Origin of the sequence: Micromonospora sp. NBRC 110037, assembly GCF_001652995.1 — a bacterium.
Lineage (GTDB): Bacteria > Actinomycetota > Actinomycetes > Mycobacteriales > Micromonosporaceae > Micromonospora > Micromonospora chalcea.
On record NZ_BBVA01000004.1, the window covers coordinates 397,479 to 419,821 of the forward strand.

General features: G+C 72.9%; 21 protein-coding genes. 12 read left to right on the forward strand and 9 right to left on the reverse strand.

Annotated features, from left to right (window positions below; translation table 11 throughout):
• Window positions 1-182 precede the first annotated feature (182 nt).
• A complete protein-coding gene (locus A4R25_RS14795) occupies window positions 183-1,757 on the forward strand; it encodes an amino acid permease (RefSeq protein WP_043325847.1) in 1,575 nt (524 codons plus the stop codon).
• A gap of 30 nt (window positions 1,758-1,787) precedes the next feature.
• Window positions 1,788-2,165 (forward strand): nuclear transport factor 2 family protein, encoded by a 378-nt coding sequence (locus A4R25_RS14800; protein WP_064447071.1) that lies wholly within the window; start codon window positions 1,788-1,790, stop codon window positions 2,163-2,165.
• Between the two features lie 13 nt (window positions 2,166-2,178).
• On the opposite strand, the gene A4R25_RS14805 is transcribed toward A4R25_RS14800, so the two are convergent.
• Window positions 2,179-2,379: a DUF397 domain-containing protein gene (locus A4R25_RS14805; RefSeq protein ID WP_043325844.1), complete on the reverse strand. Its 201-nt coding sequence runs from the start codon at window positions 2,377-2,379 to the stop codon at window positions 2,179-2,181.
• Window positions 2,366-3,115, reverse strand: a complete 750-nt coding sequence (locus tag A4R25_RS14810) for a helix-turn-helix transcriptional regulator (RefSeq protein ID WP_051611197.1) — start codon at window positions 3,113-3,115, stop codon at window positions 2,366-2,368. Before A4R25_RS14810 ends, A4R25_RS14805 begins: the two co-directional genes overlap by 14 nt.
• A gap of 452 nt (window positions 3,116-3,567) precedes the next feature.
• Between A4R25_RS14810 and A4R25_RS14815 the strand changes: the two genes are divergently transcribed.
• Both A4R25_RS14815 and A4R25_RS14820 read left to right on the forward strand, forming a co-directional pair.
• The gene (locus A4R25_RS14815) at window positions 3,568-3,861 is read left to right on the forward strand and encodes a hypothetical protein (protein ID WP_223201207.1); all 294 of its coding nucleotides are present in this window, start codon (window positions 3,568-3,570) and stop codon (window positions 3,859-3,861) included.
• Window positions 3,861-4,109 carry a hypothetical protein gene (locus tag A4R25_RS14820; RefSeq protein ID WP_064447072.1) on the forward strand — a complete coding sequence of 83 codons (249 nt, stop codon included), beginning with the start codon at window positions 3,861-3,863 and terminating at the stop codon, window positions 4,107-4,109. The genes A4R25_RS14815 and A4R25_RS14820 overlap by 1 nt, the downstream gene beginning before the upstream one ends.
• A gap of 31 nt (window positions 4,110-4,140) precedes the next feature.
• On the opposite strand, the gene A4R25_RS14825 is transcribed toward A4R25_RS14820, so the two are convergent.
• Window positions 4,141-5,313 carry a sorbosone dehydrogenase family protein gene (locus tag A4R25_RS14825; protein WP_064447073.1) on the reverse strand — a complete coding sequence of 391 codons (1,173 nt, stop codon included), beginning with the start codon at window positions 5,311-5,313 and terminating at the stop codon, window positions 4,141-4,143.
• Between the two features lie 86 nt (window positions 5,314-5,399).
• Between A4R25_RS14825 and A4R25_RS14830 the strand changes: the two genes are divergently transcribed.
• The 6 genes from A4R25_RS14830 to A4R25_RS14855 all read left to right on the forward strand — a co-directional run bounded on the left by A4R25_RS14830 (window position 5,400) and on the right by A4R25_RS14855 (window position 14,921).
• Window positions 5,400-6,764, forward strand: coding sequence for a glutamine synthetase family protein (locus A4R25_RS14830; RefSeq protein WP_064447074.1), 1,365 nt, complete (start codon window positions 5,400-5,402; stop codon window positions 6,762-6,764).
• Window positions 6,765-6,919: 155 nt separating this feature from the next.
• A complete protein-coding gene (locus A4R25_RS14835) occupies window positions 6,920-8,266 on the forward strand; it encodes an aldehyde dehydrogenase (RefSeq protein WP_373888007.1) in 1,347 nt (448 codons plus the stop codon).
• A 5-nt stretch (window positions 8,267-8,271) separates the two neighbouring features.
• Complete coding sequence (locus A4R25_RS14840; RefSeq protein WP_043330553.1) at window positions 8,272-9,039, forward strand: 3-oxoacyl-ACP reductase; 768 nt, start codon at window positions 8,272-8,274, stop codon at window positions 9,037-9,039.
• Window positions 9,036-9,746: a gamma-glutamyl-gamma-aminobutyrate hydrolase family protein gene (locus A4R25_RS14845; RefSeq protein ID WP_043325834.1), complete on the forward strand. Its 711-nt coding sequence runs from the start codon at window positions 9,036-9,038 to the stop codon at window positions 9,744-9,746. Before A4R25_RS14840 ends, A4R25_RS14845 begins: the two co-directional genes overlap by 4 nt.
• 204 nt (window positions 9,747-9,950) lie before the next feature.
• Window positions 9,951-13,619, forward strand: coding sequence for a SpoIIE family protein phosphatase (locus A4R25_RS14850; RefSeq protein WP_064447076.1), 3,669 nt, complete (start codon window positions 9,951-9,953; stop codon window positions 13,617-13,619).
• Window positions 13,620-13,766: 147 nt separating this feature from the next.
• On the forward strand, window positions 13,767-14,921 hold the full coding sequence (locus A4R25_RS14855; RefSeq protein WP_197494906.1) for an aromatic acid exporter family protein: 1,155 nt from the start codon (window positions 13,767-13,769) through the stop codon (window positions 14,919-14,921).
• Window positions 14,922-14,943: 22 nt separating this feature from the next.
• Here A4R25_RS14855 and A4R25_RS14860 read toward each other — a convergent pair whose 3' ends face one another.
• Window positions 14,944-15,258, reverse strand: coding sequence for an STAS domain-containing protein (locus tag A4R25_RS14860; RefSeq protein WP_043325832.1), 315 nt, complete (start codon window positions 15,256-15,258; stop codon window positions 14,944-14,946).
• Window positions 15,259-15,352: 94 nt separating this feature from the next.
• Between A4R25_RS14860 and map the strand changes: the two genes are divergently transcribed.
• Both map and A4R25_RS14870 read left to right on the forward strand, forming a co-directional pair.
• Complete coding sequence (gene map, locus A4R25_RS14865; RefSeq protein ID WP_043325831.1) at window positions 15,353-16,210, forward strand: type I methionyl aminopeptidase; 858 nt, start codon at window positions 15,353-15,355, stop codon at window positions 16,208-16,210.
• On the forward strand, window positions 16,207-16,923 hold the full coding sequence (locus tag A4R25_RS14870; protein ID WP_030503432.1) for a VIT1/CCC1 transporter family protein: 717 nt from the start codon (window positions 16,207-16,209) through the stop codon (window positions 16,921-16,923). The genes map and A4R25_RS14870 overlap by 4 nt, the downstream gene beginning before the upstream one ends.
• A 13-nt stretch (window positions 16,924-16,936) precedes the next feature.
• On the opposite strand, the gene A4R25_RS14875 is transcribed toward A4R25_RS14870, so the two are convergent.
• From A4R25_RS14875 to A4R25_RS14895, 5 genes are all read right to left on the reverse strand, one after another.
• Window positions 16,937-17,668 carry a hypothetical protein gene (locus A4R25_RS14875; protein ID WP_064447078.1) on the reverse strand — a complete coding sequence of 244 codons (732 nt, stop codon included), beginning with the start codon at window positions 17,666-17,668 and terminating at the stop codon, window positions 16,937-16,939.
• A complete protein-coding gene (locus A4R25_RS14880; protein ID WP_064447259.1) occupies window positions 17,653-18,186 on the reverse strand; it encodes a GNAT family N-acetyltransferase in 534 nt (177 codons plus the stop codon). The genes A4R25_RS14875 and A4R25_RS14880 overlap by 16 nt, the downstream gene beginning before the upstream one ends.
• Window positions 18,187-18,300: 114 nt before the next feature.
• Window positions 18,301-18,768, reverse strand: coding sequence for a nitroreductase family deazaflavin-dependent oxidoreductase (locus tag A4R25_RS14885; RefSeq protein ID WP_043325828.1), 468 nt, complete (start codon window positions 18,766-18,768; stop codon window positions 18,301-18,303).
• Window positions 18,769-18,921: 153 nt separating this feature from the next.
• The gene (locus tag A4R25_RS14890; RefSeq protein ID WP_064447079.1) at window positions 18,922-21,600 is read right to left on the reverse strand and encodes an FtsX-like permease family protein; all 2,679 of its coding nucleotides are present in this window, start codon (window positions 21,598-21,600) and stop codon (window positions 18,922-18,924) included.
• Window positions 21,597-22,328 (reverse strand): ABC transporter ATP-binding protein, encoded by a 732-nt coding sequence (locus A4R25_RS14895; protein ID WP_043325826.1) that lies wholly within the window; start codon window positions 22,326-22,328, stop codon window positions 21,597-21,599. The genes A4R25_RS14890 and A4R25_RS14895 overlap by 4 nt, the downstream gene beginning before the upstream one ends.
• Between the last annotated feature and the right edge of the window lie 15 nt (window positions 22,329-22,343).

Sequence of the window (22,343 nt, forward strand, 5' to 3'; positions counted from 1 at the left end):
CGCGGACCGGGCGTTGCCGAGCGCCCGGCGCCGGCCCGTCGGGTCGGGCCTGGTCACGCCCACAATGATGCCCCCGGTGGGATCCGGCGACAACGCAATTACCGGGGTACGTATTGACCACCTTGATCGGCCGGGAGCACACTGCGAGCACTCGCACGAGCATCGCCTCGAGGAGGTGTGCAGTGGCCACGACGCCCGCGCCGACCGCCGAGCAGCCGATGGACGACGACGCCCGACGACTCGCCGAACTCGGCTACAAACAGGAGTTGCGCCGCAAGTGGAGCGGCTTCTCCAACTTCGCGATCTCGTTCTCCATCATCTCGATCCTGGCCGGCTGCTTCACCACGTTCGGCCAGGCGTGGAACAACGGCGGCCCGGTGGCGATCTCCTGGGGCTGGCCGCTGATCTCGCTGTTCATCCTGATCATCGGCTTCTGCCTGGCCGAGCTGGTTTCCGCGTACCCGACGGCGGGCGGGATCTACTGGTGGGCGGCGACCATGGGCCGGCCGGTGCACGGCTGGTTCACCGGCTGGCTCAACCTGATCGGGCTGGTCGCGGTGACCGCCTCTGTCGACTACGGCTGCGCCACGTTCCTCAACCTGACGCTGTCGGCGCTGTTCGACGGCTGGGCCGGCACCGGGCACCAGACGTTCGGGCTGTTCGTGGTGATCCTCGCGCTGCACGGGCTGATCAACATCTACGGGCACCGGATCATCGACGTACTCCAGAACGTCTCGGTCTGGTGGCACGTGGCCGGCGCGGCCGCCGTGGTGCTGATCCTGGTCCTGGTCCCGGACAACCACCAGAGCTTCCAGTTCGTGTTCACCGAGCGGTTCAACAACTCCGGCTTCGGTGACGGCGACACCGGCGGGCTGGCGTTCTGGTTCTACGTGCTGCCGCTGGGCTTCCTGCTCACGCAGTACACGATCACCGGCTTCGACGCCTGCGCGCACGTCTCCGAGGAGACCCGCGGCGCGTCCAAGGCCGCCGCGCAGGGGCTGTGGCGGTCGATCTTCTACTCGGCGGTGGGCGGCTGGATCCTGCTGCTGGCGTTCCTGTTCGCCGCCACCGACGTGGACGCGATAAACGAGGCGGGCGGCTTCTCCGGGGCGATCTTCGAGACGGCGCTGACGCCGTTCTTCTTCAAGGCCGTCATCATCATCTCCACCATCGGGCAGTTCTTCTGCGGCATGAGCTGCGTGACGTCGATGTCGCGGATGGCGTACGCGTTCAGCCGCGACCGGGCCGTGCCCGGCTGGCGGCTGTGGTCGACTGTCGACCGCAACGGCACGCCTGTGAACGCCATCATCGGCGCGACGCTGGCCGGGCTGGTGCTCACGCTGCCCGCGCTCTACCAGCGCGGCGGCATCCCTGTCGCGTTCTACGCGGTGGTGTCGGTGGCGGTGATCGGGCTGTACCTGTCCTTCATCATCCCGATCTTCCTGCGGCTGCGGATGGGCGACCGGTTCACCCCGGGCCCGTGGACGCTCGGCCGCCGCTACAAGCTGCTCGGCTGGATCGCGGTGGTCGAGATCGCCGTGATCTCGATCTACTTCGTGCTGCCGATCGTCCCGGCGGGTGTACCAGGCAACCCCGACTTCAGCTGGACGGCTGTGAACTACGCGCCCATCGCGATCGGTGGCGTGCTGCTCGGCGTCGCCATCTGGTGGTACGCCTCGGCCCGCAAGTGGTTCACCGGCCCGCGCCGTACCGTCGAACAGGCCGATCCGGAGCCGGAGCCCGCCGAGCCGTCGTAGCTGTCGGTGGGGCCTGCCATGATCCGGCCCATGAATGCGGAAGCGGTGGTACGCGCGCTGTGGGATCGCATGCAGGCCCGCGACTGGGCCGGCGTCGGCGAGCTGCTGGCCGACGACGTGGTGGTGGAGTGGCCGGCCAGCGCCGAGCGGATCGTGGGTCGCGACAATTACGTGAAGATCAACGCCGAGTACCCGGAGGGCTGGTCGATCCGGGTACTGCGGGTGGTGGCGTCGGGCGAGACGGTGGTGTCCGAGGTGGAGGTGCCGCACGAGGGGATGGGCGTGCACCGGGTCGCCTCGTTCTGGACCGTGCGCGACGGGCGGATCGTCGAGGGCCGGGAGTACTGGACCAGCCTCGGCCATGACCCGTCCCCGCAGTGGCGAGCGGCCTGGGTCCAGCCGATGTGAAGTGGCCTGTTGGTCAGGCTGCGGGTCCGGTCTGCTTGGCCAGGGCGATGAATGACCGCCACGAGGACGGGGTGACGTGGAGGGTGCCGCCGTCGCGGTCCTTGCTGTCGCGTACGAGTACGACTCCCGGCAGGTTGTCGGCCACCTCCACGCAGTCACCACCGCTCGTGCCGCTGCGGGTGGACTTCTTCCAGATCGCGCTACTGAGGTCCATGCTGACTCTCTACTTCCTTTATCAGGGCGACCGACAGGGTCTGCGGCAAGGCTACGCTGCGGACGCCTTCCCACCGTGCCAGGAGCGTCGCCATCGCATCCTCGCCATCGACGACCAGACCCGCAAGCTGGTTCTCCAGGTGCCCCACCCAGCCGCCTTCCGCCGAGTGGGCCAGCGCCAGCGGCCCGGAAAGGCCGACGTGATGACCGGCATCGGCTGGAATAACGTGTAGTTGGACGTGCGGCAGTTCGGCCATGTGCAGCAGGTGCGCGAGCTGCTCGGCCATGATGGCGTCACGGCGGCGGAGCGCTGACTCATCAGTCACTGCGATGACGAGCGGGGGACGGTCGCGAAGCAAGATCTCCTGCCGCTCCAATCGTGCAGCTACCTGCTTCTCCACTTCCTCGTGGGGTCTCGTGCTGTCGAAGCGCAGCACCATCCGGGCATAGTTCGCCGTCTGAAGCAGGCCAGGGATCAGGGACGGATTGAAATACCGAAGCTGACGGGCCGAGCGCTCGGCCTCCAGCCAGGGACGGAACCACGAAGGCTGGCTCTCCCGTTCGGCCATCTTCAGCAGCGTTGTCAGCAGGTCGCCGGTCTTCAGCGCCTCATCTGCTCGCGCAAGGAACACGCGATCCAGCGGACGGGCCCCAGTCTCCACTGCCGAGACCATGGACGCGGAGTAGTGCAGAAGCCTGCCGAACTCCTCCTGACTGAGACCGGCGGCGGAGCGCATCCGGCGGAGCTGCGATCGGATGAGATCGGCTGTCGGTTCCTCCACAGTTCCTCCACAGTCCGTGCGTGAATTTCATTCGACATCCGCCGACCGGCCCGGTGCTTCACTCGTGCGCCGTGACCAGGCTTGATGCCTTCCGACCGTAGCGATGTCCTCACCAGACTGTCACGCATGCGGATTCGCTCGTCGCAGGCGAGCACGGGCGGATTCCAGCCCGGGGCCGCCCGGTCCCGACGATGCCGGGCGGCCCCCTCCATCAACGAGGAGGCCGATGTGCGTGTCCGATGGTTCCGGTGCCGTACCCGGGAGCTGCCCACCCTGCCGAAGCGAGACCCCGGCAGCAACCTGCCGGCGTGGATGCGCGAGCCGACCCGGGTGTTTCCCACGGTTCGCCCGGGCAGCCCGGGGCGTCTGACACCGGCGCAGGAGTGGCGGGCGAACGGGGGCCGCTGGTGACGGCTCTGGTCGGTGTGCTCAGCGCCATCGGGCACGTCGGGTATCAGCCGGACTGGACATGCGAGCGCTGCCGGGAGCCGTGGCCGTGTCCCACTCTGCGTCGCATTCCCCGCGACCAGCTCGAACCGGCGGCGCTCATCCGGATGATGGCGTTCCTCGTACGCGGCGCGATCCGGGATCTGCGTGGCCGCGTCGAGGGGCCGGAACCGCCCGAGATCGTCCGGCGGTTCTTCTGGTTCCTTCCGCTCACCGACGACGAGGCGCGTGCGATCGCCCGAAGGCTGCGGTGATGGGCCGGCGCGTGGTTCCGCACCTGCCTGTGCGCCCGCTCTGGCGGTGCCGCAACTGCGGGGCGGAGTGGCCCTGCCGGCCGGCCCGGCTGTCGCTGCTCGTCGAGTACCGGGAGGACCGTACCGCGTTGCTGCTCTATCTCGGCGGGCTGATGACCGAGGCGCGGGAACAACTCGCCCAACTGAATCCCGACCACGCGCCGGACCTGCACAGCCGATTCCTGGCCTGGGCGCGGGTTCGTGGCTGACGCGGCGCGGGCTGTCCGCGTACCCCGGGGGTCAGATCGTGGGGCGGCGGTGGGTGAGCGGGAAGCGCAGGATGCGGTCGTCGCCGGCCGCCGGGGTGCCGCGGCCGTCGCGGTTGCTGGTCGCGACCCAGAGCGCGCCGTCGGGGGCCACCTCGACGGTACGCAGGCGGCCGTACGTGCCGGCCAGCTCCGCCACCGGTACGCCGACGCGGCCGGCGGCGTCGACGGGCACCGCCCACAGCCGGGCGCCGCGCAGCGCGGCGACGTAGAGCGTGCCCCTGGCGAAAGCGGCGCCGCTCGGGGACGCCTGGGCGGGCGGCCAGACGACGACCGGGTCGCGGAACCGGGGGTCACCGGCGACGCCCTCGACGACCGGCCAGCCGTAGTTGCCGCCGGGCACGATCCGGTTCACCTCGTCCCAGGTGCTCTGCCCGAACTCGGTGGCGAACAGCCGGCCGTGCCGGTCCCAGGCGAGGCCCTGCACGTTGCGGTGGCCGTAGCTGTAGACGAGCGAGCCCGGGAACGGGTTGTCCGCGGGCGTCCGGCCGTCCGGGCGGAGCCGCAGGATCTTGCCGTTGCGGCTGGTCAGGTCCTGCGCGCGGGCGGCCACCCCGGCGTCGCCGATCCCGGCGTAGAGCATGCCGTCGGGGCCGAACGCGATCCGCCCGCCGGCGTGCACCGAGCTGCGGGCGATGCCGCTGACCAGCACCCGGGGCGCGCGGGACGAGCCGAGGCGGAACCGGACGATCCGCAGATCCGTGGCGGTGGTGTAGGCGGCGTAGACCCACCGGTCCCGGCGGTACGTGGGGGAGACCGCCAGCCCGAGCAGGCCCGTCTCCCCACCCGCGACCACGTCGGCGATCCGCGCCACCTCGCGGGCCGGGCGTCCGGGGCGTACGCGCAGGATCGTGCCCCGGTCCCGCTGTGCGACCAGGGCGCTGCCGTCGGGCAGGAAGCCCAGGCCCCACGGCGCCTCCAGGCCGGTGGCGACGACGTGCGGGCGGCTCAGGTCGTAGCCGGACCAGCCGGAGCGTCCGTCGAAGCCGCGCAGGTCGAGCATGACCGGTCGCGCGTCGGCGGTCGCCGGCCGGTCCGGCCCGGCAGCGGGTCGCCCCTCGGCGGGTCTGCGGTCGGCGTGCGCGTCGGTGGCGGCCAGCACGATCGCGAGGACGGCGGCGACGACCGCGACGGTACGACGGCGCATGTGCTCTCCCCGGTTTCGCACCCGGCCTCGCCGGGGCATTGACGGTGATCCGGTTTGCCAGTAGACCTTGGTGATGGAGGCCCCTGATGAAACCAACGCCGCTCTCGCTGGAACAGTTGCGGGTCGCCGTCACCGAGGGTGAGATCGACACGGTGGTGCTCGCCCTCACCGACATGCAGGGGCGCTTGCAGGGCAAGCGGTTCCACGCGCCCTACTTCCTCGACCAGGTGGTCACGCACGGCAGCGAGGGCTGCAACTACCTGCTCGCCGTGGACGTCGACATGAACACCGTCGACGGGTACGCGATGTCGAGCTGGGAACGCGGCTACGGCGACTTCGCCATGCGCCCCGACCTGGACACGTTGCGCCGGATGCCCTGGCAGCCCGGCTCCGCGCTGCTGCTGGCCGACCTGGAGTGGCTGGACGGCTCCGGCCCGGTGGTCGCCTCGCCCCGGCAGATCCTGCGCAAGCAGCTGGACCGGCTGGCCGCGCACGGGCTGACCGCGTACGCCGGCACCGAACTGGAGTTCGTGCTCTACCGCGACTCGTACGAGGAGGCGTGGCGGCGCGGCTACCGCGATCTCACGCCGGCCAACCAGTACAACGTGGACTACTCGCTGCTCGGCACCGCCCGGGTCGAGCCGCTGCTGCGCCGTATCCGCACCGAGATGGCCGGCGCCGGGCTCACCCCGGAGAGCGCGAAGGGCGAGTGCAACCTCGGCCAGCACGAGATCGCCTTCCGGTACGACGAGGCGGTGCGCTGCGCCGACCACCACGTCATCTACAAGAACGGCGCGAAGGAGATCGCCGCCCAGGAGGGCATGGCGATCACGTTCATGGCGAAGCCGAACGAGCGGGAGGGCAACTCCTGCCACATCCACTTCTCGCTGCGTGACGCCTCCGGCTCGTCGGCGATGCTGGGGGACGGGCCCGCGCACCTGAGCGTCACCGGTCAGCGGGTGCTGGCCGGGCTGCTCGCCACCATGCGCGAGTTCAGCCTGTTCTTCGCGCCCAACATCAACTCCTACAAGCGCTATCAGCCGGGCTCGTTCGCGCCGACCGCGCTGCGCTGGGGCACCGACAACCGCACCTGCGCGCTGCGGCTGGTCGGGCACGGGCAGGGGATGCGGGTGGAGAACCGGGTGCCGGGGGCCGACGTCAACCCGTACCTGGCGATCGCCGCACTGGTGGCCGGGGCCGTGCACGGCATCGAGAACGAGCTGGAGCTGGCGGACGAGTGCGCCGGCAACGCGTACGACGACCCGGACGCCGAGCGGGTGCCAACCACGCTGCGTGACGCGCTGGACCTGTGGCAGCGCTCCGAGGTGGCCCGGGAGGCGTTCGGCGACGAGGTGGCCGACCACTACGCCAACCAGGCGAAGGTCGAGCTGACCGCCTTCGACGCCGCGGTGACGGACTGGGAGCTGACCCGTGGCTTCGAACGCCTCTGACCCGCCGCCCTCCCTCGCCCCCGCGCCCGCCCTCGCGCCCCCGCTGTCGACGCCGATCTTGCACTTACAGCCCTCGACGCGGGCGTTGTGCGGCTTTCGCCGGGGCAGCAACTACAAGATCGCCGAGCTGAGGGGAGGGGGACCGCGTGGGTGAGGTGATCTCGCCTGTTGACGGGGCGGGGATCGGGGTCGTTCCGGGGTGCTCCGTTGAGGACGTGGATGCGGCTGTCGCGCGGGCTTCCGCGGCGTTCGAGACGTGGCGTCACGTGGCGCCGGGGGATCGGGGGCGGCTGCTGCGGCGGTTCGCGGCCCAAGTCGACGCGCACCTTGAGGAACTGGCTCTGCTGGAGGTGCGCAACGCCGGGCACACCATCGGCAACGCGCGCTGGGAGGCGGGCAACGTCCGCGACGTGCTCGACTACTACGCGGGCGCGCCGGAACGGCTGACCGGGCACCAGATCCCGGTGCCCGGGGGGCTCGACGTCACGTTCCACGAACCGCTGGGCGTGGTCGGCGTGATCGTGCCGTGGAACTTCCCGATGCCGATCGCCGGCTGGGGGTTCGCCCCGGCGCTCGCCGCCGGCAACACGGTCGTGCTGAAACCGGCCGAGCTGACCCCGCTGACCGCGCTGCGCCTCGCCGAGCTGGCCCGCGACGCCGGGCTGCCCGACGGCGTGTTCACAGTGCTGCCCGGTCAGGGCAGCGTGGTCGGCGAGCGGTTCGTCACCCACCCGGCGGTCCGCAAGATCTGCTTCACCGGCTCGACCGAGGTCGGCACGCGGATCATGGCCGGCTGCGCCGCCCAGGTGAAGCGGGTGACGCTGGAGCTGGGCGGCAAGTCGGCCAACATCGTCTTCGCCGACGCCGACCTGGAGAAGGCGGCGGCCACCGCGCCGTACGCGGTCTTCGACAACGCCGGCCAGGACTGCTGCGCCCGCTCCCGCATCCTGGTCCAGCGCCAGGTGTACGACAGGTTCCTGGAACTGCTCGAACCGGCCGTGCGGGCGGTGCGGGTGGAGGACCCGGCCCGGGACACGGCCGAGATGGGCCCGCTGATCTCCGCCGCGCACCGGGACCGCGTCGCCGGGTACGTCGACGGCGCGGACGTCGCGTTCACCGGCTCCTGCCCCGACGGCCCCGGCTTCTGGTACGCCCCGACGGTGCTGCTCGCCGGCTCCCCGGCCGACCGGCACTGGCGGGAGGAGGTCTTCGGCCCGGTCGTCTCGGTGCTGCCGTTCGACGACGAGGCGGACGCGATCCGGCTCGCCAACGACACCGAGTACGGCCTCTCCGGCTCGATCTGGACCCGGGACGTCGGGCGGGCGGTGCGGGTGGCCCGCGCGGTCGAGGCCGGCAACCTCAGCGTCAACTCGCACTCCTCGGTTCGCTACTGGACCCCGTTCGGCGGGATGAAGCGTTCCGGCCTGGGCCGGGAGCTGGGTCCGGACGCGCTGCACGCCTTCACCGACGTCAAGAACGTGTTCATCGGCACCGAGGAGTGATCACAGTGCAGGGACGGCTTTCCGACCGGGTGGCGGTCGTGACCGGCGCGGGCAGCGGCATCGGGCTGGCCACCGTGCGGCGCTTCGCCGCCGAGGGCGCCCGGGTGGTGTGCGTGGACATCGACGCCGACGCCGGTACCCGGGCCGCGCAGGAGGTGGACGGCGAGTTCGTCGCCGCCGACGTGGCCGACGAGACGGCGGTCCGCGACCTGTTCGACGGGGTGGTGCAGCGGCACGGCCGGGTGGACGTGTCGTTCCACAACGCGGGCATCTCGCCGCCGGACGACGACTCCATCCTGGAGACCGGCCTGGACGCCTGGGAACGGGTGCTGCGGGTGAACACCACAAGCGTCTACCTGTGCTGCAAGTACGTCATCCCGCACATGCGGCGGCAGGGCAAGGGCTCGATCATCAACACCGCGTCGTTCGTGGCGCTGATGGGCGCGGCGACGTCGCAGATCGCGTACACGGCGAGCAAGGGCGGGGTGCTGGCGATGACCCGGGAGCTGGGCGTGCAGTTCGCCCGCGAGGGCATCCGGGTCAACGCGCTGTGCCCCGGTCCGGTGGCCACGCCGCTGCTGCTGGAGCTGTTCGCCAAGGACCCGGAGCGGGCGGCCCGGCGGCTGGTGCACGTGCCGATGGGCCGGTTCGGCGATCCCACCGAGATCGCCGCCGCGGTGGCGTTCCTCGCCAGCGACGACGCCTCGTTCATGACCGCCGCGCAGTTCGTCGTCGACGGCGGGATCACCGGCGCCTACGTCACACCGCTATGAGGCCGGTCATCGGCATCACCGCGTACGTCGAGCCGGCCGGCTGGGCGGTGTGGCGGGACGTGCCGGCGACGCTCGTGCCGCACGCGTACGTCCGGGCGGTCACCGCGGCGGGCGGCCGGGCCGTGGTGCTGCCCCCGGACGACGCCGACGCGGACGTGCTGGGGATGCTGGACGGGCTGCTGCTGGCCGGCGGCGCGGACGTCGGCCCGGAGCGGTACGGGCAGCCGCCCGACCCGCGCACCGAGAGCCGGCCGGAGCGCGACGCCGGGGAGACGACGCTGCTGAGCGCCGCGCTCGCCGCCGACCTGCCGGTGCTGGGCGTGTGCCGGGGGATGCAGCTGCTCGCGGTGGCGTACGGCGGCCTGCTGCACCAGCACCTGCCGGACGTGGTCGGGCACGACGGGCACCGTCCCGCGCCGGGCGTGTACGGGTCGCACCCGGTGCGCTTCGCCGCCGGCAGCCGGACCGCCGAGGTGATGGCCGGGGTGGACCGGGTCAACTCGTACCACCATCAGGCGGTGGCCGACCCCGGCGGCCTGGCGGTGACCGGCTGGGCCGACGACGGGGTGATCGAGGCGGTGGAGGATCCGGCGCGGCGCTTCGTGCTCGGGGTGCAGTGGCATCCGGAGAACGAGCCGGACCCGCGACCGGTGGCCGCGCTGGTCCGGTCCGTGGTGTCGGCCAGATCACACACTCACATTTCGTAGGTGGGGACAGCTGAATCTCCGGCCTGGTCATCCCGGCCGGACCGCCCGAGTCGCCCCGGCCCGTCTGTTACGCCAGGATGAGGCGGAGGTAACCAGCGTCGAACGGTGCGGGTGCGTTACGTTGCTCGTCCGTCGGGGTAGTAGGCGGGGACGGTCGGCGTGACAGCGCCGACCGTCGTGATCATGGCCGGAGCGGGAGGCTGCATGGGCTCGGCCCAGGGGGGCGGGGACGACAGTCGTTCGTCCCCGGCGGCCGGCGAGGCGTCACTGTCGCCGCTGCTCGCCGCGGCGTTCGCGGCCGGCGGCGAGATGGGCGAGCGGCTGCGCGCCTTCGACTGGGCCGCCACCCCGCTCGGCAGCCCGGACCGCTGGCCCGCCGCGCTCTCCCACGCGATGAGCACCATGCTGTCGTCCCGCGCCCAGATGGTGGTGTTCTGGGGCGAGCAGCACCTGGCCTTCTACAACGACGCCTACCGGCCGACCATCGGCGACAAGCACCCCGCCGTGATCGGGCAGGCCGCGCACCGGCACTGGGCCGAGACCTGGGACGTGCTCGGCCCGCTGCTGGACGGGGTGCGCCGCACGGGCGTGCCCTACCGGGGTGAGAACCATCCCTTCGTGCTGAACCGGCACGGCTTCCTGGAGGACGTCTACTTCGACGTCTCGTACGACCCGATCCGCGACGTCGACGGCACCGTCAGCGGGATCTTCTGCTTCGTCAACGAGACCACCGGGCGGGTGCTCGGCGAGCGCCGGCTGCGGGCCCTGGCCGAGCTGGGCAACGAGCTGGGCGAAGTGCCGGACATGCGGGAACTGGGCCGGGCGGTCACCCGGGTGCTCGACGCCCACCGAGCCGACGTGCCGTTCAGCGCGCTGTGGTTCCCCGACGAGCGTGGCGATCTCGTGGCGGGCGGTTGTTCGGGCGTGGACCCCGCCGTTGTCGCCGGTCCGCCGCCCGGAGTGTCCGACGGCGAGCCGCTCACCGAGCCGCGCTGGATCGCCACCGCCGAGCTGCCCGGCGCGGTGCCGCCGGACGCCGCCGGCCAGGCGCTCCTGCTGCCGCTGACCGCGACGAACGAGGCGGCCGGGGTGCTGCTGCTCGGCGTGTCCCGCCGGCTGCCGTTCAGTGACGACTACCGCGACTTCGTCGGCCTGGTCGCCGCGCAGGTCAGCCGGGCGGTGGGCAAGCAGCGGGCGTACGAGCAGGAACGCGCCCGCGCCGCCGAGCTGGCCGCGCTCGACCGCGCCAAGACCAACTTCTTCGCCAACGTCAGCCACGAGTTCCGCACCCCGCTCACGCTGGTCCTCGGGCCGCTGGAGGAGATGCTCGCCGACCGGGAACTGCCGGATCGCTACCTCGACCGGCTCACCGTCATGCACCGCAACGGGTTGCGCCTGCTCAAGCTGGTCAACACGGTGCTCGACTTCTCCCGGCTGGAGTCCGGCCGGCTGGCCGCCCGCTACCAGCCCACCGACCTGTCCGACTTCACCTCCCGGCTGGCCAGCACGTTCCGCTCGGCCACCGAGCGGGCCGGGCTGCGCCTGGTGGTGGACTGCCCGCCGCTGCCCGCGCCGGTCTACGTCGACCGGGACATGTGGGAGAAGATCGTCCTCAACCTGGTGTCGAACGCGGTCAAGTTCACCTTCGACGGCGAGATCCGGGTCCGGGTACGCGCGACCGACCGGGCCGCCGTCCTGGAGGTGACCGACACCGGCGTCGGCATCGCGCCGGAGGAGCTGCCGCAGGTCTTCGAGCGTTTCCACCGGGTCGCCGGCGCCCGCTCGCGTACCCACGAGGGCACCGGCATCGGCCTGGCCCTGGTCCGCGAGCTGGTCGAGATGCACGGCGGCACCGTCACCGCGCACAGTGTCGTCGACCGGGGCACCACGTTCACCGTGACCATGCCGTTCGGGTACGCGCACCTGCCCGCCGACCGGGTGTCCGCCCTCTCGCCGGTGCCGCTGACCGAGCCGGAGCAGGCCCGCCTCTACGTCGCCGAGACGGCGCTCTGGACCGACGAGGTGGCCCGGCCCGTCGGGTTGCCCGAGCCGAACGGCACGCCGGGCGGCGCGGGCCGGATCCTGTTCGCCGACGACAACGCCGACCTGCGCGAGCACGTCGTCCGGCTGCTCTCCCCGGCGTACGAGGTGGTCGCCGTGCCGGACGGCGCGGAGGCGCTGCGGCTGGCCGTCGAGACCCCGTTCGACCTGGTGCTGACGGACGTGATGATGCCCCGGCTGGACGGCTTCGGGCTGGTCGCCGCGCTGCGCGCCAAACCGGCCACCCGGTACGTGCCGATCGTGCTGCTCTCCGCCCGGGCCGGCGCCGCCGAGGAGGTCGCCGGCCTGTCCGCGGGCGCCGACGACTACCTGACCAAGCCCTTCTCCAGCCAGGAACTGGTGGCCCGGGTCCGGGCCAACGTCGAGCTGGGCCAGTTGCGTGGGCAGATCATCCGCCGGCTCCGGGCGCTCGCCGACGCCGCCGTGGAGATCAACACCGCCCGGTCGACAGCCGAGGTGGTGCGGGTGGCCGCCCGGCACGCGCTGCGCCTGGCCGAGGCCGGACGGGTCCGCGTCACCACCACCGGGGCCCGTCACGAGGAGGACGCCGGCGGCGACCTGCCCGCCGACCCGACAGTGGTGCTGCCGCTCACCGGCACGTCCGGCGAGCAGCTCGGTGAGCTGCGGGTGTGGCGGCGCGAGGGCGGCGGCACCGAGCAGGCGGCGCTGACCGAACTGGCCCGGCTGGTCGGCGTCCGGCTGGAGAACGCCCAGCTCTACGAGGCCGAGCACCACATCGCCACCACGCTCCAGCACAGCCTGCTGCCGCGTACGCTGCCGCAGCTGCCCGGCGCGGTGGTCGCCAGCCGCTACCTGCCCGGCAGCGCCGACGTGGAGGTCGGCGGCGACTGGTACGACGTGATGGCCACCGCCGACGACGACCTGGTGCTGGTCATCGGTGACGTGGTGGGCAAGGGCGTGCGGGCCGCCGCGGCGATGGGCCAGCTCCGCAACGCGCTGCGGGCGTACGTCCTGGAGGGCTACGACCCGGGCGAGGCGCTGACCCGCCTCAACCGGCTGGTCCACTCCGCCGGCAGCGGCTCCTTCGCCACCGTCGTCTGCCTCGGCTTCTCCCCGCGCACCGGCCGGATCCGGTACGCCAGCGCCGGCCATCCCTCACCCCTGCTGATCCGAGGAGACGACGTGGCGTTCCTGCACGATCGGGCCCTCGGACCGCCGATCGGGGCGATCCCCGGCACCGTCTACCCGGCCGCCGAAGGCGAACTCGCGCCGGGCAACCGGCTACTGCTCTACACCGACGGCCTGATCGAGGACCGGTCCGCGGGCATCGACGCCGGGCTGGGCCAGTTGCGGTCGGACGCGACGGCCCGCGCCGAGCACGTGGCGGACCTGGTCGACGCCGTCATGGCGCGGGTGGCCGGGCGCTCCCGGCACGACGACGTGGCCGTCCTCGCGCTGGAGGCGGCCGAGTTGAACCGCTTCGCGCTGCGTCTGCCCGCCGACCCGACCCGGCTCAGCGTGCTGCGCAAGCGGCTGGAGGACTTCCTCGTCGCCCACCAGGTCGGCGAGACCGACCTGTTCGACCTGACCGTGGCGGTCTCCGAGGCGGCGGCGAACGCGATCGAGCACCCGGTCGACCCGGTGGACCCGACGATCGAGGTCGAGGTGACGATCGCCGACCGTACGGTCACCGCAACCGTCCGGGACACCGGGCGCTGGCGGGAGTCGAGCGGGTCGAGCTTCCGGGGACGCGGGCTGGCGCTGATCCAGGCGCTGGGGGAGATGAACGTGACCCGTACCGAGGAGGGCACCGAGCTGACGCTGCGCCGCCGGCTGGCCGACCGGGACTGAGGGCTGTTGTCGCGTAAAGCGGATCAAATGCGGCGAAGTCCCTAGGATCGCCTCATGGGGCGTGAGCCGTTCCGTCTTTCGCGGGACAGCGGGAACGACCCGGTTGGCGCGGCGTGGACGGCGATTCGCCGCACTGGCCGGGCGACCGTGGGAGAGCGACTGCGGCGGGTGCGGTTGAGCCTGCTCGTGGCGGTGCAGTGCGGGGTGGCCGCCGCAGTCGCGTGGTGGGTCGCGAAGGATCTGATCCACAACCCGCAACCGCTGTTCGCGCCCGCCGTCGCGGTCGGCACCATCGCCAGTTCGGTGAGTCAGCGCTTCCGCCGTACGCTGCTGCTCGTCGCCGGCGTGGCGGTGGGCATCGCGCTGGGCGACCTGCTGGTCTCCTGGGTGGGGCAGGGATACGTACAGATCGGCGTCATCGTTGCCGCCGCGATCCTCGTCGCCGTCCTGCTCAGCGACGAGGGCGCGTTCGTCACCCAGGTCGGCGGCAGCGCGTTGGTGATCGCCGTGCTCTTCCCGGCCCGGACCGATATCGCGCTGCCCCGCTTCCTCGACGGCGTCGTCGGTGGAGTGGTCGGCATCCTGGTCGCGGTCGTGGTGCTGCCCCTGCACCCGATCCACCGGATCCGGCGGGCCGGCCGGCCACTGCTCGACCAGATGGCCGCCGAGCTGGACCGCCTCGCCGACGCGGCCCTGGCCCGGGACGCCGAGCTGGCCCGTCAGGGTCTCGACAGGCTGCGCCGGCTCGACACCTCGGAGGTGGAGGCCGCAATGTCGGGCGCCGACGAGGTCGTCCGCATCTCGCCGCTGCGGTGGCACAACCAGAGCGCGTTGCAGGGATGGCGGCACGGCGCCATCCTCATGATCCGCTCCCTGCTGCACAGCCGCGACGTCGCGCTCAACCTCGAACGCGCTATCCGTGACGACGAGCCCGTTCCGCCGTCGCTCGCCGAGGCCGCGCGGTGCCTGGCCGAGGCCGCGCGCACCGTCGGTAAGGGCTGGTCCCCGTCCGCCAGCCGGCCCTCCCGTTCCCAGCGGGCCGCGATGTCGGCCCTCCGCCTGGTTCAGGAGGCGTTGCGCAGCGGCCCGCGCGTCAGCGGCATCAACGTGGCGAACGAACTCACCATCATCGCGGTGAACACGATCCGGGCGAGCGGGGTGCGCAAGCGCGACGCCGAGTCGCTGCGTCGTGATCTCGCCCCGGACACCGCCGGGGAGTCGGGAAAGCGGCACCCCGCGTCGGATCAGGGGCAGCCGAGACCGGACCTGCCCCTGCCGCCGGCGATGGGAGACGCCTTCTAGACCCGAAGGGCACCCGAGTCGGTCAGGTGGGGGAGAGCCAGTCCTGGTCGCCCAGGCCGGAGATGTCCAGCACGCGCCGGACCTGCGGGGACGGCAGCACGGTGAGTGCGTTCGGGAACCGCTGGGCGAGCCGGACCACCGCGTGGATGGCGGCCGAGTCGAAGAAGGTCACCGCCCGCAGGTCGAGCGTGAGCTGCTTGGCAGGCTCGCGGAGCGCGGTCTGGAACATGGTGTCGGCGGTCGCCATGTCGACCTCGCCGGTCACCTGGACGCGCACTTGGTCGCCGTCGACCTGCGCCGTCACGGAGAAGACGGGCGCCGCGCCCCCTTGATCCACGGAGCAACAATGGCACAGCGTTTGCGGTACGGCAACAACCTGCCCGGCCGGGCTGTGGCGGGGGGCACACCACCCCCGGCGATAGGCTTGGGCCATGACCGTCCGTGCGCCGCTGACCCCCGGCACGCTCTCCCCGTGGCGAGCGGTTCCCGCCCACATCCCGCGCCCGGAGTACGTGGGTAAGAAGCGCCCGCAGGAGTGGCGCGGCTCGCACGTGCAGACGCCGGAGACCATCGAGAAGATGCGCGTGGCCGGGCGCCTCGCCGCGCAGGCCACCCAGCTCGCCGGTGAGCACTGCAAGCCGGGGGTGACCACCGACGAGATCGACAGGGTGGTGCACGAGTTCCTCTGCGACCACGGCGCCTACCCGTCGACGCTCGGCTACCGGGGTTTCCCGAAGTCGTGCTGCACCAGCCTCAACGAGGTGATCTGCCACGGCATCCCCGACTCGACGGTGCTCCAGGACGGCGACATCATCAACGTCGACGTCACCGCGTACCTGAACGGCGTGCACGGCGACACCGACGCCACGTTCTGCGTGGGCGAGGTGAGCGAGGAGGCCCGCCTGCTTGTCGAGCGGACCCACACGGCGATGATGCGCGGCATCAAGGCCATCGCGCCGGGCCGGCAGATCAACGTCATCGGCCGCGTGATCGAGTCGTACGCGAAGCGTTTCGGCTACGGCGTGGTCCGCGACTTCACCGGGCACGGCATCGGCGAGGCGTTCCACAGTGGCCTCTACGTGCCGCACTACGACAGCCCGCGCCCCACCGACGTGATGGAGCCCGGCATGACGTTCACAGTCGAGCCGATGATCACGCTCGGCACCTACCAGTACGACATGTGGGACGACGGCTGGACCGTGGTCACCAAGGACCGCCGGTGGACGGCCCAGTTCGAACACACCATCGTCGTCACCGACGACGGCTACGAGATCCTGACGCTGCCGTGACCGACACCCCGGCGGCGCTGCGCGAGGCGCACCACGCGGACGTCTCCGGCGGCTGGCTGCGGCCGGCCGTCTTCGGCGCGATGGACGGACTGGTCACCAACATCGCGCTGATCGCCGGTGTGGGCGGCGGCGGGGTGTCCCCGCGCAACGTGGTGCTCACCGGCGCGGCCGGCCTGGTGGCGGGCGCCATCTCGATGGGTCTCGGCGAGTACACGAGCGTCCGGTCCGCGAACGAGCAGGTCGCCGCCGAGGTGGCCAAGGAGCGGCGCGAGCTGGAACGCCACCCCGAGGCCGAGGCCCGGGAGCTGGCCGACGCCTGGGTCGCCCGTGGACTGCCCCGCGAGCTGGCGACGCAGGTCGCCGAGGCGGTACGCGCCAACCCGGAGGAGGCGCTGCGGGTGCACGTACGGGAGGAGCTGGGCGTCGACCCCGACGACCAGCCGAGCCCGTGGGCCGCCGCGATCTCGTCGTTCGTCTGCTTCTCGATCGGCGCGCTGGTGCCGCTGCTGCCGTACCTGCTCGGTTTCACCAGCCTCTGGCTGGCGCTCGCCGTCGGCGGCGTCGGCCTCTTCGTCGCGGGTGCGATCGTGGCCCGGTTCACCAACCGTGCCTGGTGGCGTGCCGGTCTGCGGCAGCTGCTGCTCGGCGCGCTGGCGGCCGGCGCCACCTACCTGATCGGCGCGCTGATCGGCGTCGGCGGCGGCATCGGCTGAGGCTGGGCCGTCCTCAGCCGGACAACAGGTCGTCGATCGTGCCGTCGACCGGCCGGCCCCGGGCGGCCAGCTCCTCGGCCTGGCGGGTCAGCGCCGCGCCCACCTCGGTCATGTCCGCGCCGGCCAGCCCGGTACGCCGCACCGCGTCCCCGGCGTCGCGGAAGTAGGTGCGGCTGAACAGCCCCTGCACCGTCGCCGCGGCCAGCCGCGCCTCGCCGAGCATGAGCAGTGCCTGGTCCGTCTCGTACCACTCGGCCAGCCGCAACGCCCGGGCGTGCGCCGCGCTGCCCCGGTACCACGCCTGCCGCGCGGCGCCGGTGAACTCCGCCGGCCGGGCCCGCGCCAGTCGTGCCAGGTGCTCGTCGCGCAGCTTCGGCAGCCAGCCGGTCGGGTCGTGCAGGGCGCGGGTCGTCACGTACCGGTCCGCGGCCAGCGGCCACCGGGACGTGATCGTCGTCGCCCGGCTCAGGTAGTCGTCCGCCCCGGCCACCGTGAGGTCGACAAGCACCCCGTCCACCCGGCGGGTGGCCGGCGGCGGCCCGGCGCCGGGCCGGTAGGTGACGACCAGCAACCCGACCTCGCGGTCCCCGCCGCCGCCGTCGTCGTCGCCGTGCGCGAGCGGACCGTGTACGGCGACCGCCAGCACGTCGGCCGGGAACCGCCGCAGGACGGCGTCACCGACGCGCTCGGCCACCTGCCACCGCGGGTCGTCCAGACGCCGCTCGGCGTTCACGTCGACAGCCACGGTCCACCTCCGTCCGAGCGCTCGCCTGCGGCAACCCTAGCCAGATCGCGGACCAGCAGTTCCATCGAAGGACCCCACGGCAGCTCGGAGTGCCCGGCAACCCGCCAGCCGTTGCGCCGGTAGATGCCGTTCGCCAGGCTGCGCGGATCGGAGGCAAGGGTCGCCCAGATCTCCGGGCGCCCCTGAAGGAGCCGACGCATCAACTCCGCGCCGATGCCGTGAGACCGATGCCGCGGATGGACGATCCATTCCAGTACGGCGAACTTGTCGCGCTCCCGCACCTCGGCCGGGGGTTCCTCCTTCGCCCGCGACCACCAGGTGCCGGCCGCCATGGTCCACCCGTACGCCGCTCCGATCAGTTCTTCGCCCTCTCTCGCCAGGACGAGGCGGAATCCGGGCCGTGCCGCCTCGTCGGGCAGCCCGGTTCGGAACCGGGCGACCTGTGCCGGACCTTCGAGGTAGGGCGGCTCGGCGTAGACCAGCGCGTACAGGTCGGCGAGAACGTCGACGACAGACATCAGCTCGTCCGGACGGCATCGGTCGAAGGTGACGGACGGCGGAGGCGTCACCGCTGGACCCCGTCCATCGTCGCCGTGCTGCTCGCTGCGGTTCCGGCCACGGTGAGCCGTCGCTCAGGCGTTCGGGACCAGGCGGAAGACGCGGATCTCGCGGTTACCGGCGCGCTCGACGTACGTGCGGTACGCGGGCCACTCCTGCACCAGCCGCTGGAACAGCCGTTCCCGTTCCTCGCCGGTGACCTGCTCGGCGGTGACCGGGATCCGGCGGCCCTTGACGTCCACCTCGGCGGCCGGATTAGCCATCAGGTTGAACGTCCAGGACGGCTGGTGCTGCTGCCCCCAGTTCGAGCCGATCACCACGTAGGCGTCGCCGTCGGGGACGTACACCAGGGGGTTGCTGCGGGGCTTGCCGGAGCGGCGGCCGGTGGAGGTGAGCACCAGCGTGGGCACGAGCCCGAAGGCGACCACTCGGCCCTTCGTCATCCGGCCGACCAGCCGGTCGGCCGGGACGAGCAGGCGCATGGTGGCGCCGAACCAACGCTGGTGACCGAGACGGCGGGTGAGGGTTCCCAGGGCTGACATCCGACAAGTGTGCCGCCCGCACCGCGCCCCGTCACCCCCTCGGACGGTCAGTCCGCCCCAAGGTCGACTCCACTTCCCCGAGGTGGTGGCATCCACCCCACCGCGATGCCGCCACTCCGGGGAAATGGTGTGGATCATGCATGGGCGGCCGGCTCAGTCGAGCCGGCGTTCGATCGGCAGGCGGGACCTGGTGAACAGCGCCGCGCCGCCCATCGCCACCAGCGGCACCACGACCAGCGCGGCGAGTGTCACGCCGGGCACCGTCACCGGGTACGGCGGCTGCACCGGCCAGGAATCCGCGTACCGCTGGTTGAGCGCGGCCAGGACGACCACGGCGGAGCCGAGCCCGGCGACGATGCCCAGCGCGGAGCCGAGCACCGCGATGACCCCGGCCTGGCAGAGCGACAGCAGGCGGCGTACCCGGGGATCGGCGCCCACCGCCGCGAGCGTGGACAGGTCCCGGCGGCCCTCGGCCGCGGCGAGGCCGGTGGCGACAGCGGCGGCGCCCAGCGTGATCACCCCCGAGGCCACCGCCAGCAGGAGCAGCATCGGGCGCTGGTCCGACGGCGGATCGGCGGTCGCCACCTGCGCCGACATGGGCCCGATGTCGTACAGCTCGTCGGTCAGCATCTCCATCTGCCGATCGGTGGGCGAGCCGGCGGTGTCCAGCAGGTAGCCAAGCGGTACGGCGGACAGGCCGAGCGCGTCCGCGGCGGCGGGGGAGAGCACCAACCGGTCGACGCTGAGACCGCCGCGCAGCGCGTACGCGGGCAGGAGACGCCCGGTGGGCGGGCCGCCGGAGTTGTAGTTGACCTCCACCCGGACCTGCCCGTCCACCACCCGCCGGGCGTCGGTGACCACCACGCCACCTGCGGCGAGCGTCCGGCGCGCGGCGGCCAGCTCGTCGTCCGGCGCGCCGGTGAGCGCGGCCAGCGCGGCGCCGTCGTCCACGAGCGCCGGCAGGTAGACGTCGACCGGCTCCTGGAAGGGGCTCACGCAGCGCGGATCGCGCCGGGCCGCGTCGGGGACCGGGTCGGAGGAGGTGTACGGGCAGCGCTGCTCGGGCGGAACGAGCGCGTACGCCGCGCAGTCGTTCTTGTCCCGGACGTCGCCGGCGCACCCGGGGGTCGCAACCGACACCACTGTGGCGTCGGGCAGGACCGTGCGGGCCCGGGCGGCGACGACCTCGGCCGACGGCGGGCCCGCCGGGATCTCGCCGGAGTGGGTGAGCAGCACGTTGCCCGGCGGCAGGCCGGGCTGCCAGAGTTCCCGGGAGCGGGTCTCGTCACTCGCCACGTAGACGCCGAGCGCGACGCTTCCGGCGACGGCGGCCATCACCGCCGAGATGGCCGGCGCGGCCGACGACCGGTTGCGGCTGGCGTCGCGCAACGCGAGCCGGGGGGTGAGCGGCAGCAGCCGGCCGGCCCGGCCCAGCACGCCCACGAGCGTCGGGGTGCAGAACACCAGCCCCAGCTCGCCCAGGGCGACACCGGCCAGCACGCCGGTCTGCGAGGTGCGGCCGGCGGCGAACGCGGCGATCGCGGTCCCGGCGACGGTGAGCGCCACCCCGATCAGCAGCCAGCGGCGGCGCGGCCGGGACCCGTCGCGCCGGCCGGCGAGGCCGGTCGCCACGTCCTGCCGGGCCGCCGTCCAGGCCGGCGCCATCGCCGCCAGCACCCCGGCCAGCACCGCCGTCGCGGCGATCGCGACCAGCGCGGTCGGGAAGATCCGGTACGCCCCGAGGCGCTCCCCGAGCAGGTACTGCTCGACGAGCGGCCGGCCGGCGAACGCGGCGCCGATGCCGAGCAGCAGCCCGAGGGCGGCCCCGCCGGCGCCGAGCACCACCCCGTCGGCGAGCACGATCCGGCGCAGGTGGGAGGCGTCGCCACCGGCCACCGCGACGAGCGCGAGGTCGCGCCGCCGACGGCGGACGCTCACCGCGAAGGCCGGGCCGACCAGCAGCACCACCTCCAGCAGGCCCAGCCCGCCGACCACGCCGACGACGCCGGCCTCGTCGGCGTCCGGCACGCGCATACCGCGGGTGAGCTCCTCCCGCCCGGGCAGCGGGTCGCGGACGACGATCTGGATGCCCTGCGCGTTCAGCCGGTCGGCGAGCCCCGGGTCGAGCGGGCCGGGCAGGTCCACCAGCCAGGTGTCGCTGCCGGCCGCGGTCTCCGGGGTCACACCGGCCAGCGTGATCACCTCCCGGAGGTTGTCCGGGTACTCCACCACCCCGACCACCCGGTACGTGGCGCCGTCGATGGTGCGTACCGGGTTGCCGATGCGGGTGTCGAGCCGGCGCAGCGCGGCCGGGCTGACCGCGATCTCGTCCGGGCGCACCGGCGGCCGGCCGTCGAGGACCCGGGCCAGCGGCCGGGTGAGCGGGTCGGTCAGGTCCAGGGCGCGCGCGTCGAGCGACTCGACGTGCCGGCCGATCCGGGTCGAGAACGTCATCCACCAGCGCGTGCGGGCGACCCGGCTGCCGTCGGGCAGCAGCGCGCGCACCTCCTCGGCGGTCGCCGGACGGGTCCGGCCGACCCATTCGCCCTCGACCGGCCAGGCCGACTCGCCCCAGGCGTCCTGCCTCACCGCCGTCAGGCTTTCCCAGCGCAGCGCGACGTCGGCGCCGCCGAGCTGGCGTTCGATCCGCTCGGCGCGGGTCAGGTCGCCCATGTCGTAGCTGACCGCGGCGAAGCTGAGGCCGAGCACCGGCAGCGCGATCATCACCAGCACCAGCAGCGTGCGCCGCCGGGACCGCCGGGCCTCCCGGCGGGCGATCCGCAGCGCGGTCCGCCACGATCCGCGTACGGCGGCGAGGCGGCCGCCGGTCACCGGATGCTGCCGCTGAGCAGGTGGTCGACGCCGATCAGCGGGGCGGTCGAGTCGACCATCACACCGTCGCGCAGGAAGACCACCCGGTCCGCCCAGCCCGCGTGCCGGGCCTCGTGGGTGACCAGCACCCCGGCCGCCCCGGCGTCCACCCGGCGGCGCAGCAGGTGCAGCACCGCCTCACCGGTCTGCGAGTCCAGCGCGCCGGTCGGCTCGTCGGCGAGGACCAGGCGGCGTTCGCCGACGAGGGCCCGGGCGATCGCCACCCGCTGCTGCTGGCCGCCGGACATCTGGTCCGGGAAGCGGTCGGCCAGGTCCTCCAGGTCGACCTCGCGCAGCGCGTCGAGGGCCGACTGGCGGGCCGCCCGTACGCCGGCGCCGTCCAGTTCCAGGGGGAGCGCCACGTTCTCCACGGCGGTCAGGCTGCCGAGCAGGTTCAGATCCTGGAAGACGTACCCGATCCGGCGGCGGCGCAGCCGGGCCAGCTCCCGGGCGGACAGCCCGACCAGCGCCTCGCCCTCGACCACCACCTCGCCGCCGGTGGGCCGGTCCAGGCCGCCGGCGAGCGCCAGCAGCGTGGACTTGCCGGACCCGGAGGGGCCCATCACCGCCACCAGTTCCCCGGCCCGCACGGTCAGGCTCACGCCGCGCAGCGCGTGCACGGCGGCCTCACCGGCGCCGTGGGTACGGCGTACGTCCCGCAGTTCCAGCACCCCGTCGATCGGGTCCATCAGCGCCTCCCGTGC

Excerpts from the sequence above, each read along its gene's own strand:
- A4R25_RS14800 (WP_064447071.1), top strand. The coding sequence starts at position 1,788 with ATGAATGCGGAAGCGGTGGTACGCGCGCTGTGGGATCGCATGCAGGCC.
- A4R25_RS14805 (WP_043325844.1), bottom strand. The coding sequence starts at position 2,379 with ATGGACCTCAGTAGCGCGATCTGGAAGAAGTCCACCCGCAGCGGCACG.
- A4R25_RS14810 (WP_051611197.1), bottom strand. The coding sequence starts at position 3,115 with ATGCGCTCCGCCGCCGGTCTCAGTCAGGAGGAGTTCGGCAGGCTTCTG.
- A4R25_RS14820 (WP_064447072.1), top strand. The coding sequence starts at position 3,861 with ATGGGCCGGCGCGTGGTTCCGCACCTGCCTGTGCGCCCGCTCTGGCGG.
- A4R25_RS14825 (WP_064447073.1), bottom strand. The coding sequence starts at position 5,313 with ATGCGCCGTCGTACCGTCGCGGTCGTCGCCGCCGTCCTCGCGATCGTG.
- A4R25_RS14830 (WP_064447074.1), top strand. The coding sequence starts at position 5,400 with ATGAAACCAACGCCGCTCTCGCTGGAACAGTTGCGGGTCGCCGTCACC.
- A4R25_RS14845 (WP_043325834.1), top strand. The coding sequence starts at position 9,036 with ATGAGGCCGGTCATCGGCATCACCGCGTACGTCGAGCCGGCCGGCTGG.
- A4R25_RS14850 (WP_064447076.1), top strand. The coding sequence starts at position 9,951 with ATGGGCTCGGCCCAGGGGGGCGGGGACGACAGTCGTTCGTCCCCGGCG.
- map (WP_043325831.1), top strand. The coding sequence starts at position 15,353 with ATGACCGTCCGTGCGCCGCTGACCCCCGGCACGCTCTCCCCGTGGCGA.
- A4R25_RS14880 (WP_064447259.1), bottom strand. The coding sequence starts at position 18,186 with ATGTCTGTCGTCGACGTTCTCGCCGACCTGTACGCGCTGGTCTACGCC.
- A4R25_RS14885 (WP_043325828.1), bottom strand. The coding sequence starts at position 18,768 with ATGTCAGCCCTGGGAACCCTCACCCGCCGTCTCGGTCACCAGCGTTGG.
- A4R25_RS14895 (WP_043325826.1), bottom strand. The coding sequence starts at position 22,328 with ATGGACCCGATCGACGGGGTGCTGGAACTGCGGGACGTACGCCGTACC.